The organism is Duganella margarita (assembly GCF_009857535.1).
Classification (GTDB): domain Bacteria; phylum Pseudomonadota; class Gammaproteobacteria; order Burkholderiales; family Burkholderiaceae_D; genus Rugamonas; species Rugamonas margarita.
Genome location: NZ_WWCS01000001.1, coordinates 125,740 through 138,630, shown reverse-complemented (window position 1 = coordinate 138,630; position 12,891 = coordinate 125,740). Strand labels below are relative to the sequence as shown.

Below are 12,891 nucleotides of genomic sequence, written 5' to 3'. Positions count from 1 at the left end.
ATGACGCAGACGATAGCGGCACTCCAGGCGGCACTGCAGCAGTCGCAAGCCAACGAGGCCCGCTACCGGCTGCTGCTGGAACACAGCAGCGAGATCAGCTGGATGGCCGACTGCGCCACGCTCCAGCTGACCTGGCTGAGCCCGGCGGCCGAACGGCAGTTCGGCTACACGTTGGAAACCGCGCGAACGCTGGCCCACGGCCTGCTCAAGGACTTGCAGGCGCGGCTGGCGCGCTACGCCGATGGCGATCTGAGCCGTCGTCGCTTGCTGCGTGAAACCGAGTTGGCGCACGCCGACGGCCGCACGGTGCCGGTCGAAATCGAATCGACGCTGATCCTCGACGGCAACGGCGTGCCGACCACCGTGGTCGGCGTGGTGCGCGATTTGAGCGCCCGGCGCGAGCTGGCGGCGCAGCAGAAAAAGTTTGCCTCCATGCTGTCGCACGAATTCCGCACGCCGCTGTCGACCATCGACGGCGCCGTGCAGCGGCTGGAAATGACCGGCGCCCACCACGACGAAGGCACGCGCAAGCGCTACCGCAAGATCCAGACCGCAGTCGACCGCATGCTGGCGATGCTGGACGAATACCTGTCGCCGGACCGCATGGCCAGCATCGGCCGCGAGCGCCAGCCCAACGAAGTCAATCCCGCCACGCTGTTGCAAACCGCCGCCGAACAGGCCCAGCGGCGCCGAAAACAGGTCACCGTGCGCACCGAAGGCTTGCCGCAATGGATGCGTTGCGACCCCTCCGGCATGCGTTTATGTCTGGAAATGTTGTTGGACAATGCAATAAAGTACACAGACGATAATATTCCGATAGAATTGGTGGGGAGAATTGCAACGGAAGGTGGCGTCGAGCTGCTGGTGCGCGATCATGGCGCCGGCATACCGGAGGCGGATTTGCCCAAGGTGTTCGACAAAGCGTTCAGGGGTAGCAATGCCGCCAGTGTGGCGGGATCGGGCCTGGGCCTGTATATGGCGCGTTCCATTGTTGATGTGCACGGTGGCACTGTTTCTGCGAGAAATGTTTCTGAAAGCGGCACGGAATTTCGGATTTGGCTGCCCATCGCGGCCAATGCCGGGAAAAGCCTTGCGCGGGCCGGGGCCAGCAGTGATAATTCCCCAGACGCAAGCTGATTGTCCCAAGTCTTGGGCACAATTGCTCAACAATTGAACGAAGTGGCGCATCAATGACGCAAATACTCATCGTGGAAGACAATCTGGACTACGCCGAGGAGATGGCGGAGTTCCTGACTGAGCTTGAACACGAAGTGCACATCACCAACAACGCCAGCGACATGTGGTCGGCTTTGAGCCAGGGCAACGTTGGCGTGGTCGTGCTGGACCTGGGCCTGCCGGACGAGGATGGCTTCAACGTCATCCCACGCATGCGCCAGCTGTATCCGCAGATCGGCTTGCTGGTGCTGACCGGCCGGGTGGCGTTCGACAACCGCATCCTGGGCCTGCGCCTGGGCGCGGACCACTACCTGACCAAGCCTATCAAATTCCCGGAACTGGCGGCGCACATTGAGGCGCTCGACCGTCGCGTCGGCCCGCAGGAGACCATCCCGCTGCCGAGCAAGTGGACGCTGAAAGTAAGCGCTCGCCAACTTGAGCTGCAAGGCATGGCGATCACGCTGACCGAGAAGGAATGCAATTTCCTGCACCTGCTGACCATCAATACCCGGCCGGTGCCGCGCCAGGTCATCGTGGCCGGCATTGGCGGCGACGATCCGGATGCCGGCCGCCGCGTCGATATGCTGGTGTATCGCCTGCGCAAGAAAGCCCGTACCGGCCTTGGCCAGGACTTGCCGCTGCGCAGCGCCTACGGCGAAGGCTACAGCCTGTCGGCCAGTTTCAACCTGTCTTAATAGGGACAGAGTCAAGCAACAAGGGTAGAATCGTATTTCGATCTACCCTTTTTTGTTATCTGTATGGCTCGCCTGCCCCGCTTAATCGTCCCGAATCAGCCCCACCACGTCATCCAGACCGGCCTCAACAACCAGGATGTGTTCCTCGACGCCGAAGACTATCAAACCTTTCTCGGCTGGCTGCGCACCGCCGCCAAGACTTACAAAGTCGCTATCCACGCCTATTGTTTGATGCCGAATCACCTGCATTTGCTGCTGACGCCGTCCGACGACAACGGTTTGGGCCAGATGATGCAGTGGGTCGGCCGCTATTACGTGCCCTATTTCAATCAAAAGTATGTCCGCAGTGGAACTTTGTGGAACGGAAGATACAAAACTTCGCTGATCGATGCCGACGCCTACTTTATGTTGTGCAGCCGTTATATCGAGTTCAATCCGGTGCGCAACGGCCTGGTCGCGCGCGCCGAGGATTATCCTTGGTCCAGCTATTGCCACCACGCCGGCATCCGCCCGGACGGACTGGTCACTGACCACGCCAAGGTCTGGGAACTGGGCAACACGCCATTCCAGCGCGAGGCGGCCTACAGCGCGCTGTCAGAGCCAGCCCTGAGCGCCGATGAAATCACTTTAATCAGCAATGCGCTGCTCAAAGGCTGGCCGCTGGGCTCGCAGCAGTTCCAGACCGCCCTGCAAAAGAAGATGAAACGCCAGGTATTGCCGGCAAAACGCGGCCGGCCATTCAAAATAAAGCCTTCCGCCGAATAGGACTTCACTCCGTCCCCATTTAAATAAATAAGCTTCTGAGGAAAATTTAATCCGACTCCGACCCTAATTGTTATGCTTGAGGTTTACGCTGCGTTGCACTAATCTTGTCTCTCAAGCCAATCAGTTTTGGAGTTTAGCCATGGAAGCACAAGGTCTGTACGATCCGTCCAACGAACATGACGCCTGCGGCGTCGGTTTCGTCGCCCACATCAAGGGCAATAAGAGTCACTCGATTGTGGAACAGGGTCTGCTGATCTTGAAGAACCTCGATCACCGGGGCGCGGTGGGTGCGGACCCGCTGATGGGCGACGGCGCCGGCATCCTGATCCAGATTCCGGACCAGTACTACCGTGACGAAATGGCCAAGCAAGGCGTGGAACTGCCGCCACCAGGCGAATACGGCGTCGGCATGGTGTTCCTGCCGAAGGAAAACGCCTCGCGCATCGCCTGCGAACAGGAAATCGAACGCGCCGTGCGCGCCGAAGGCCAGGTCGTGCTGGGCTGGCGCAACGTGCCGGTCGATACCGACATGCCGATGTCGCCGACCGTGCGCGCCAAAGAGCCGGTGATCCGCCAGATCTTCATCGGCCGCGGCGCCGACATCATGGTGACCGACGCGCTGGAACGCAAACTGTACGTGATCCGCAAATCGTCCGGCCACGCCATCCAGGCGCTGAAACTGATCCACGGCAAAGAATTCTTCGTGGCCTCGCTGTCGGCCCGCACCATCGTCTACAAGGGCCTGCTGCTGGCCGACCAGGTCGGCGTCTACTATAAAGACCTGCAGGACGCGCGCTGCATCTCGGCGCTGGCGCTGGTGCACCAGCGTTTCTCGACCAACACCTTCCCGGAATGGCCGCTGGCCCACCCGTACCGCCTGATCGCCCACAACGGCGAGATCAACACCGTTAAAGGCAACTTCAACTGGATGCGCGCGCGCGAAGGCGTGATGAAATCGGCCGTGCTGGGCGACGATCTGCAAAAGCTGTTCCCGCTGATCTACGAAGGCCAGTCGGACACCGCCTGCTTCGACAACGCGCTGGAGCTGCTGCTGATGGCGGGCTACCCGCTGGCCCAGGCGATGATGATGATGATTCCGGAAGCCTGGGAAAATCACGGCACGATGGACGACAATCGCCGCGCGTTCTACGAATATCACGCCGCCATGATGGAACCATGGGACGGCCCGGCCGCCATGGCGTTCACCGACGGCCGTTACATCGGCGGCACGCTGGACCGCAACGGTTTGCGTCCGGCCCGCTACATCGTTACCGACGACGACCTGGTGGTGATGGCCTCGGAATCCGGCGTGCTACCGATTCCGGAATCGAAAATCATCCAGAAATGGCGTCTGCAACCCGGCAAGATGTTCCTGATCGACCTGGAAGCCGGCCGCATCGTCGACGATAAAGAGCTGAAAGACACCTACGCCAACGCCAAGCCGTACAAGGCCTGGATCAACGCGGTGCGCATCAAGCTCAACGAAATCAAGCTGAGCGAAAGCCAGCTGGCGCACAACCGCGCCAAGGACAAGCAGGCGCCGGGCGAAAAAGCCGCGCCGTCGCTGCTGGACCGCCAGCAAGCCTTCGGCTACACCCAGGAAGACCTGAAATTCCTGATGGCGCCGATGGCCGCCGCCGGCGAAGAAGCCACCGGCTCGATGGGCAACGACTCGCCGCTGGCCGTCATGTCCAACAAGCTCAAGCCGCTGTACTCGTACTTCAAGCAGCTTTTCGCCCAGGTGACCAACCCGCCGATCGATCCGATCCGCGAAGCGATGGTGATGTCGCTGGTGTCGTTCATCGGCCCCAAGCCTAACCTGCTGGACACCAACAACGTCAACCCGCCGATGCGCCTCGAAGTGTCGCAGCCTATCCTGGGCTTCGACGACATGGAGCGCCTGCGCAATATCACCCTGCATACCGGCGGCAAGTTCAAGGCTTACGAGCTGAACATCTGCTACCCGCTGGCCTGGGGCAAGGAAGGCGTGGAAGCCTGCCTGGCGTCGCTGTGCGCGGAAGCGGTGGATGCGGTCAAGTCCGGCCACAACATCCTGATCGTGTCGGACCGCTCGATCGGCCCGGACCGCGTGGCGATTCCTGCACTGCTGGCCACCTCGACCATTCACCAGCACCTGGTGTCGAAAGGCCTGCGCGCCTCGACCGGCCTGGTGGTGGAAACCGGCTCGGCCCGCGAGACCCACCACTTCGCTCTGCTGGCCGGCTACGGCGCGGAAGCGATCCACCCTTACCTGGCGATGGAAACCCTGGCCGAAATGGCAGCCGGCATGCCGGGCGATATGTCGGCGGAGAAGGCCGTCTACAACTTCACCAAGGCGGTCGGCAAAGGCCTGATGAAGGTCATGTCCAAGATGGGCATCTCGACCTATATGTCGTACTGCGGCGCGCAGATCTTCGAAGCGGTCGGCCTGAACAAGTCGCTGGTCGACAAATACTTCAAGGGCACCTCGTCCAACGTGGAAGGCATCGGCGTGTTTGAAGTGGCGGAAGAAGCGCTGCGCCTGCACAACCTGGCCTTCGGCGACGACCCGGTGCTGGCCAACCACCTGGACGCCGGCGGCGAGTACGCCTTCCGCGTGCGTGGCGAGGACCACCTGTGGACGCCGGACGCGATCGCCAAGCTGCAACACTCGACCCGCGCCAACAATTTCTCCAGCTATAAAGAGTACGCGCAGATCATCAACGACCAGAGCAAGCGCCACCTGACGCTGCGCGGGCTGTTCGAGTTCAAGATCGATCCGAGCAAGGCGATTCCACTGGACGAAGTGGAGCCAGCCAAGGAGATCGTCAAACGGTTCGCCACCGGCGCCATGTCGATGGGTTCGATTTCGACCGAAGCCCACGCCACGCTGGCCGTCGCCATGAACCGCATCGGCGGCAAGTCCAACACCGGTGAAGGCGGCGAAGATCCATCGCGCTACACCATGGAGCTGAAAGGCATCAAGATCAAGCAGGGCGAGACCATGGCTTCGGTCATGGGCAAAGAGCAGATGGTGGTCGATATTCCTCTGCAAGAGGGCGACTCGCTGCGTTCGCGCATCAAGCAGGTGGCATCGGGCCGTTTCGGCGTGACCGCCGCCTACCTGAACTCGGCCGACCAGATCCAGATCAAGATGGCGCAGGGCGCCAAACCGGGCGAAGGCGGCCAGCTGCCGGGCCACAAGGTGTCCGAATACATCGCTACCTTGCGCTTCTCGGTGCCGGGCGTGGGCCTGATTTCGCCGCCGCCGCACCACGATATTTACTCGATTGAAGATCTGGCGCAGCTGATCCACGATCTGAAGAACGCCAATCCGCGCGCCTCGATCTCGGTCAAGCTGGTGTCGGAAGTGGGGATCGGCACCGTCGCTGCGGGCGTCACCAAGGCCAAGGCCGATCACGTGGTGGTGGCCGGCCATGATGGCGGTACCGGCGCCTCGCCGCTGTCGTCGGTCAAGCACGCCGGCACGCCGTGGGAGCTGGGCCTGGCGGAAACCCAGCAGACGCTGGTGCTGAATGGCCTGCGCAGCCGGATTCGTGTGCAAGCAGATGGCCAGATGCGTACCGGCCGCGACGTGGTTATCGCCGCCATGCTGGGCGCCGATGAAATCGGCTTCGCCACCGCACCGCTGGTGGTCGAGGGCTGCATCATGATGCGCAAATGCCACTTGAACACCTGCCCGGTCGGCGTTGCTACGCAAGATCCGGTGCTGCGCGCCAAGTTCTCGGGCAAGCCTGAGTATGTCGTGAACTACTTCTTCTTTGTTGCCGAAGAAGCGCGTCAGCTGATGGCCCAGCTGGGTATCCGCACTTATGACGAGCTGATCGGCCGCGTCGATTTGCTGGACAAGTCGAAAGCCATCTCGCACTGGAAAGCGCAAGGCCTGGATTTCAGCAACATCTTCTACCAGCCGCCAGTGCAGGACGGTCATTCGATCTACCACACCATGGAGCAGGATCACGGCCTGGACAAGGCGCTCGATCACAAGCTGATCGCGCAAGCCAAGGCGGCGCTGGAAAAAGGCGAACGCGTGTCCTTCATCTCGCCGGTGAAGAACCTGAACCGCACGGTCGGCACCATGCTGTCGGGCGAAGTGGCCAAGCGCTACGGTCACGCCGGCCTGCCGGACGACACCATCCACATCCAGTTGCAAGGCACGGCGGGGCAGTCGGCCTGCGCCTTCCTGGCGCACGGCATCACCATCGACCTGGTCGGCGAGGGTAACGATTACGTCGGCAAGGGCTTGTCGGGCGGCCGCATCATCGTGCGTCCGAATACCGAGTTCCGTGGCTGGGCGGTGAACAACATCATCATCGGCAATACGGTGCTGTACGGCGCGATTGCCGGGGAAGCCTTCTTCAACGGCGTGGCCGGCGAGCGTTTCGCCGTGCGTAACTCGGGCGCCACCACCATCGTCGAAGGCACCGGTGACCACGGTTGCGAATACATGACCGGCGGCACCGTCGTGGTGCTGGGCCATACCGGCCGTAACTTCGCGGCCGGCATGTCGGGCGGTATCGCTTACGTCTACGATCCGGACGGCGATTTCGAATCGCGCTGCAACACCTCGATGGTAACGCTGGAGCGCGTGCTGAGCACCAAGGAGCAGTCGATCGACAGCGCCACCTTCCACGTGCAGCACAAAGACCACGGTCGCGAGGCCGACGAAGTGATCCTGAAGCGTTTGATCGAGCGTCACTTCAAGCACACCGGCAGCACGCGCGCGCGCCTGTTGCTGGACAACTGGGCCGATAGCCGCGGCAAGTTCGTCAAGGTATTCCCGAGCGAATACAAACGCGCCCTGGCCGAAATGGCCGAGGATGTGGCGAATGAAGCCGCAGTCGTGCAACCCGTTGCTGCTTAATTAAACGCTACGTCATTCCGGCGAAAGCCGGAATCCATACACAGTCAGCATGGATCCCGGCTTTCGCCGGGACGACGGCTCAAAAGATTACGAAGGAAAAATATCGTGGGTAAAATCACCGGCTTCATGGAATTCCAGCGTCAGGAAGAAAGCTATCTGCCGCCAGCAACGCGCCTGAAAAACTACGCGGAGTTCGTTATTCCGCTGACCAATGAGCAAGCCAAGATCCAGGGCGCGCGCTGCATGGACTGCGGCATTCCGTTCTGCAACAACGGCTGCCCGGTCAATAACATCATCCCGGACTGGAACGACCTGGTGTATCGCGGCAACTACCGCGAGGCGCTGGACACGCTGCACTCGACCAACAACTTCCCGGAATTCACCGGCCGCATCTGCCCGGCGCCGTGCGAATCGGCCTGTACCCTGGGCATCAGCGAAGATCCGGTTGGCATCAAGTCGATCGAGCACAAGATCATCGACGAAGGCTGGGAACACGGCTGGGTCGTGCCCCAGCCGCCCAGCAAGCAGACCGGCAAGAAAGTCGCCGTGGTCGGTTCCGGTCCTGCCGGCCTGGCCGCTGCCCAGCAGCTGGCGCGCGCCGGCCACGCCGTCACCGTGTTTGAAAAAGCCGACCGCGTCGGCGGCCTGCTGCGCTACGGTATTCCAGACTTCAAGATGGAAAAGTCGCACATCGACCGCCGCGTCAAGCAGATGGAAGCCGAAGGCGTGACTTTCCGCACCAGCGTGCTGATCGGCAAGGACTTCCCGGCCAACGTCAACAACTGGGCCAAGGAAACCATCTTCCCGGAAGACCTGCAAAAAGACTTTGACGCCGTGGTGCTGGCCGGCGGTTCGGAATCGCCGCGCGACCTGCCGGTGCCGGGCCGCGAGCTGAAAGGCGTGCATTTCGCCATGGACTTCCTGCCGCAGCAAAACAAGGTCAACGCCGGCGACAAGGTGAAAGATCAGATCAAGGCCACCGGCAAGCACGTGGTGGTGATCGGCGGCGGCGATACCGGTTCCGACTGCGTCGGCACCTCCAACCGCCACGGCGCCGCCTCGGTGACCCAGTTCGAACTGATGCCGATGCCGCCGGAGCACGAGAACAAGCCGCTGGTGTGGCCGTACTGGCCGACCAAGCTGCGCACCTCGTCGTCGCACGAAGAAGGTTGCGAGCGTGACTGGGCGGTGGCCACCAAGCGCCTGGAAGGCAAGGGCGGCAAGGTCGAGAAGCTGATCGCCTGCCGCGTCGAGTGGAAAGACGGCAAGATGGCGGAAGTGCCGAACTCGGAATTCGAAATGAAGGCCGACCTGGTGTTCCTGGCCATGGGCTTCGTGTCGCCGGTCGCCACGATCCTGGATGCCTTCGCGGTAGACAAAGATGCCCGCGGCAACGCCAAGGCCAGCACCGATGGTGATGGCTGCTACAAAACTTCCGCAGCCAAAGTCTTTGCCGCCGGCGACATGCGCCGCGGCCAGTCGCTGGTGGTGTGGGCGATCCGCGAAGGCCGCCAGTGCGCGCGCGCGGTCGACGAGTTCCTGATGGGCAGTTCCGAGTTGCCGCGGTAATCCCTGACGCGGTAATCAGGTTCGGCCTGATTCTGTGCCGGATACGGACGGGCGATCCCCGACTGTATCCGGTTTTTTTATGCGGCCCTGTACTGAATGTAACATTTCGTTCCCGGTGTAAATTGCTGACTTTGGGTTCAGTAGTGTTGTATTATCTGTATTGTTAACCGACTTTTTGCCCCGCTCCGGAGGGGCCCTCAGCAGAGATTGACGTTTCTGCACTACAATACGGCCATTCCAAAAAATGAGTTCAGTCGTGCCAAATCTAGTCGAAATCCGTGATTTACACTTTTCCTATGGCAAGCGCGCGATCCTGACGGGCTTGAACATGGACTTCCCGCGCGGGAAGGTGGTTGCGATCATGGGCGGCTCCGGCAGTGGCAAGACCACCGTGTTGCGCCTGATCGGCGGCCAGTTGCGCCCGCAGCGCGGCCAGGTCAAGGTGCAGGGCCAGGTGGTGCACAAGCTCAATACCGCCGGCCTGTATCTGTTGCGCCGCAAGATGGGCATGCTGTTCCAGCACGGCGCGCTGTTTACCGACCTGACGGTGTTCGAGAACGTCGCTTTCCCGCTGCGCGAACATACCGACCTGCCGGAAGAGCTGATCCGCAATCTGGTGTTGATGAAATTGCAAGCCGTGGGCCTGCGCAACGCCGCCAAGCTGAAACCGGGCGAAATCTCCGGCGGCATGGCGCGCCGGGTGGCGCTGGCGCGCTCGATCGCGCTGGACCCGGAACTGATTATGTATGACGAGCCGTTCGCCGGCCTGGATCCGATCTCGATGGGCGTCACCGCCAACCTGATCCGCAATCTGAACACGGCGCTGGGCTCGACCACCATCCTGGTGTCGCACGACGTCAAGGAAAGCTTTGCCATTGCCGACTATGTTTACTTCCTGTCGCAGGGCAAAATTGTTGCGCATGGCACGCCGGCCGAAATGAGCGTGTCCACCGATCCGTATGTGAAGCAGTTCGTCAACGCAGAAGCCGACGGCCCGGTGCCGTTCCACTATCCAGGCAAGTCCCTGGCCGACGATCTGGGCCTGGGAGTGCATGTATGAGTGTCAAGAACTGGTTGTCCCGCCTGGGCGCGCCGCTGCGCGACTATGTGGAAAGCATCGGCTATGGTTTCCGTACCTTCGCCAATATGCTGGGCGTGTCGCCCGGCCTGCTGCGCCGGCCGGGGCTGGTGATCGAGCAGCTGCATTTCATCGGCAATTACTCGGTGCTGATCATTACCCTGTCCGGCCTGTTCGTCGGCATGGTGCTGGGTCTGCAGGGCTATTACACGCTGAACAAATACGGCGCCGAGCAATCGCTGGGCCTGCTGGTGGCGCTGGGCCTGACCCGCGAACTGGGTCCGGTCATCACCGCGCTGCTGTTCGCCGGCCGCGCCGGCACCTCGCTGACCGCCGAAATCGGCCTGATGAAGGCCGGCGAGCAGCTGTCCGCGATGGAAATGATGGCCGTCAACCCGATCCAGCGCGTGCTGGCGCCGCGCTTCTGGGCCGGCGCGCTGTCGGTGCCGCTGCTGGCGTCGATGTTCAGCGCCGTGGGCGTACTGGGCGGCTGGCTGGTCGGCGTGCAGCTGATCGGCGTCGACGACGGCGCCTTCTGGTCGCAGATGCAGGGCGGGGTCGACTTCTGGAAAGATATTATTAACGGCTTTGCCAAGAGCGTGGTGTTTGGCGTGGCGATCACCTTTATCGCCCTGTACCAGGGCTACGAAGCGCAGCCGACGCCGGAAGACGTGGCGCGCGCCACCACCCGCACCGTGGTGATCTCGTCGCTGATGATCTGGTGGCTGGACTTCATGATGACGGCGCTGATGTTTAGCAAATAAAAAGATTAGAACTGAGGAATAATTATGCAACGTAAATCTCTGGATGTCTGGGTCGGTCTGTTCATCGTCATCGGCGTGGCCGCACTGATGTTCCTGGCGCTCAAGGCCGGTAATACCAGTTCGCTGTCCTGGGGCAAAACTTACGCCATCAGCGCCAAATTCGACAATATCGGCAGCCTGCGTCCGCAGGCAGCGGTCAAGGCCGCCGGCGTGGTAGTCGGCCGTGTGGGAGAGATCAAGTTTGATGACAAGAGCTATCAGGCGCTGGTAACCTTGAATATGGAAGAGAATTACAAGTTCCCAAAGGATAGCTCGGCCAAGATTCTGACGGCCGGTCTGCTGGGTGAACAATACGTCGGCATTGATGCTGGTGGCGATACTAACAATCTGGTGGCGGGCGATAAAATCGCCCGCACCCAATCGGCGACCGTGCTGGAAGACCTGATTAATCAGTTTATCTATAGCAAAGCCGCCGAAGGAAAGGACAGCAAATAATGAGCCGTACCGTAAAACAATTCCGCCAGGCTGCGCTGGCGCTGGGCGTCACCGCGCTGCTGGCTGGCTGCGCCGGCCCGAATCCGCGCGATCCGTACGAGAGCTACAACCGCGCCATGTTCAATTTCAACGATAAAGTTGACGAATATGCGCTGAAACCGGTGGCCACCGGCTATAAAAACATCACCCCGAGCTTTGTGCAGACCGGCGTGGGCAACTTCTTCGGCAATCTGGGCGATGCCTGGACCGCCGTCAATCAGTTCCTGCAAGGTAACGGCGAAGCCGGCATGACCGACGTCACCCGCTTCGCGCTGAACTCGACGCTGGGTATCCTCGGCCTGTTCGACATCGCCTCGGAAGCCGGCCTGCCGAAGCACAAGGAAGACTTCGGCCAGACGCTGGGCGTGTGGGGCGTGAGTTCCGGTCCGTACCTGGTGCTGCCGCTGCTGGGCCCGTCCACTGTGCGTGACACGGTGGCGCTGCCGGCCGATTTCGCCGGCGACATCTGGCGCTACAAGGATCCGACCAATGTGCGCAACATGGGCGCCGTGCTGCGCGTGGTCGATACCCGCGCCGGCCTGCTGGACGCCTCGACCCTGCTGGAAGCCGCGTCGCTGGACCGCTACGAGTTCCTGCGCGACGGTTATCTGCAGCGCCGCGAGAGCCAGATTCACCCGGATGCCGACTATGCGCCACGTAAAGTGGAAAAAGATGATACTGCTGAAACTTCTGCCCCCGTGTCATCCGAACCGGCGGCAAAAGAGTTAAACTCCGGCACACCGGCTGCAAAACCTGACAGCCAGTGATCTGAAGAACCACTCATAAGGCATAAACAATGAAATTTATTAAACAATTTATCGCTTTGGCCACTGTTGCACTGGCGTTCAACGCTGCCCACGCCGCCGACGAAGCGCCGGACGCGCTGGTCAAGCGCATCAGCTCGGACGTGCTCAACACCGCCAAGAGCGACAAGGCGATCCAGGCCGGCGACACCAAAAAAGTCATCGACCTGGTGGAAACCAAGATCCTGCCGTACGTCGACTTCCAGCGCATGACCTCGCTGGCCTCGGGCCGCTTCTGGCGCGACGCCACCCCGGACCAGCAGAAAGCGCTGACCGAGCAGTTCCGCCAGCTGCTGGTGTACACCTACTCCGGCGCGCTGTCGCAGGTGAAGGACCAGACCGTCGAGTTCAAGCCGCTGCGCGCTGACCCGACCGATACCGATGTCGAAGTGCGCTCGCAGGTCAACCAGGCCCGTGGCGAACCGATTCCGCTCAACTACCGCGTCGCCAAGGGCCCGAACGGCTGGAAGATCTACGACATCAACGTGCTGGGCGCGTGGCTGGTCGAGACCTACAAAGGCACTTTCGCTTCGGAAATCTCGAAAGGCGGCATAGACGGCCTGATCAAGGCGCTGACCGAGAAGAACAAGTCGCTGGCCGCCAAGCCCCTCAACACTGCTGCACCGAAAAAATAAGCTGACGC

At 61.3% G+C, this 12,891-nt stretch carries 10 protein-coding genes; all 10 read left to right on the top strand.

What is annotated here, in order from left to right:
- Positions 1 to 1,137 carry a PAS domain-containing sensor histidine kinase gene (locus tag GTP55_RS00620; protein WP_161043079.1) on the top strand — a complete coding sequence of 379 codons (1,137 nt, stop codon included), beginning with the start codon at positions 1 to 3 and terminating at the stop codon, positions 1,135 to 1,137.
- Between the two features lie 53 nt (positions 1,138 to 1,190).
- A complete protein-coding gene (locus GTP55_RS00615; protein WP_110845902.1) occupies positions 1,191 to 1,871 on the top strand; it encodes a response regulator transcription factor in 681 nt (226 codons plus the stop codon).
- A 63-nt stretch (positions 1,872 to 1,934) separates the two neighbouring features.
- Positions 1,935 to 2,636, top strand: a complete 702-nt coding sequence (locus GTP55_RS00610; protein ID WP_110845901.1) for a transposase — start codon at positions 1,935 to 1,937, stop codon at positions 2,634 to 2,636.
- 139 nt (positions 2,637 to 2,775) lie between these two features.
- Entirely contained in the window at positions 2,776 to 7,500 is a 4,725-nt protein-coding gene (locus tag GTP55_RS00605) for a glutamate synthase-related protein (RefSeq protein ID WP_161043078.1), read from the top strand.
- Between the two features lie 105 nt (positions 7,501 to 7,605).
- Positions 7,606 to 9,069, top strand: a complete 1,464-nt coding sequence (locus GTP55_RS00600; RefSeq protein WP_161043077.1) for a glutamate synthase subunit beta — start codon at positions 7,606 to 7,608, stop codon at positions 9,067 to 9,069.
- 256 nt (positions 9,070 to 9,325) lie between these two features.
- On the top strand, positions 9,326 to 10,129 hold the full coding sequence (locus GTP55_RS00595) for an ABC transporter ATP-binding protein (protein ID WP_110845898.1): 804 nt from the start codon (positions 9,326 to 9,328) through the stop codon (positions 10,127 to 10,129).
- Positions 10,126 to 10,911: a lipid asymmetry maintenance ABC transporter permease subunit MlaE gene (mlaE, locus tag GTP55_RS00590; protein WP_110845897.1), complete on the top strand. Its 786-nt coding sequence runs from the start codon at positions 10,126 to 10,128 to the stop codon at positions 10,909 to 10,911. Before GTP55_RS00595 ends, mlaE begins: the two co-directional genes overlap by 4 nt.
- Before the next feature lie 24 nt (positions 10,912 to 10,935).
- Positions 10,936 to 11,406 carry an outer membrane lipid asymmetry maintenance protein MlaD gene (gene mlaD / locus GTP55_RS00585; RefSeq protein WP_161043076.1) on the top strand — a complete coding sequence of 157 codons (471 nt, stop codon included), beginning with the start codon at positions 10,936 to 10,938 and terminating at the stop codon, positions 11,404 to 11,406.
- Positions 11,406 to 12,212 carry an MlaA family lipoprotein gene (locus GTP55_RS00580; protein WP_161043075.1) on the top strand — a complete coding sequence of 269 codons (807 nt, stop codon included), beginning with the start codon at positions 11,406 to 11,408 and terminating at the stop codon, positions 12,210 to 12,212. Before mlaD ends, GTP55_RS00580 begins: the two co-directional genes overlap by 1 nt.
- 29 nt (positions 12,213 to 12,241) lie before the next feature.
- Positions 12,242 to 12,883, top strand: coding sequence for an MlaC/ttg2D family ABC transporter substrate-binding protein (locus tag GTP55_RS00575; protein WP_161043074.1), 642 nt, complete (start codon positions 12,242 to 12,244; stop codon positions 12,881 to 12,883).
- Positions 12,884 to 12,891 lie beyond the last annotated feature (8 nt).

Excerpts from the sequence above, each read along its gene's own strand:
- GTP55_RS00620 (WP_161043079.1), top strand. The coding sequence starts at position 1 with ATGACGCAGACGATAGCGGCACTCCAGGCGGCACTGCAGCAGTCGCAA.
- GTP55_RS00615 (WP_110845902.1), top strand. The coding sequence starts at position 1,191 with ATGACGCAAATACTCATCGTGGAAGACAATCTGGACTACGCCGAGGAG.
- GTP55_RS00610 (WP_110845901.1), top strand. The coding sequence starts at position 1,935 with ATGGCTCGCCTGCCCCGCTTAATCGTCCCGAATCAGCCCCACCACGTC.
- GTP55_RS00605 (WP_161043078.1), top strand. The coding sequence starts at position 2,776 with ATGGAAGCACAAGGTCTGTACGATCCGTCCAACGAACATGACGCCTGC.
- mlaE (WP_110845897.1), top strand. The coding sequence starts at position 10,126 with ATGAGTGTCAAGAACTGGTTGTCCCGCCTGGGCGCGCCGCTGCGCGAC.
- mlaD (WP_161043076.1), top strand. The coding sequence starts at position 10,936 with ATGCAACGTAAATCTCTGGATGTCTGGGTCGGTCTGTTCATCGTCATC.
- GTP55_RS00580 (WP_161043075.1), top strand. The coding sequence starts at position 11,406 with ATGAGCCGTACCGTAAAACAATTCCGCCAGGCTGCGCTGGCGCTGGGC.
- GTP55_RS00575 (WP_161043074.1), top strand. The coding sequence starts at position 12,242 with ATGAAATTTATTAAACAATTTATCGCTTTGGCCACTGTTGCACTGGCG.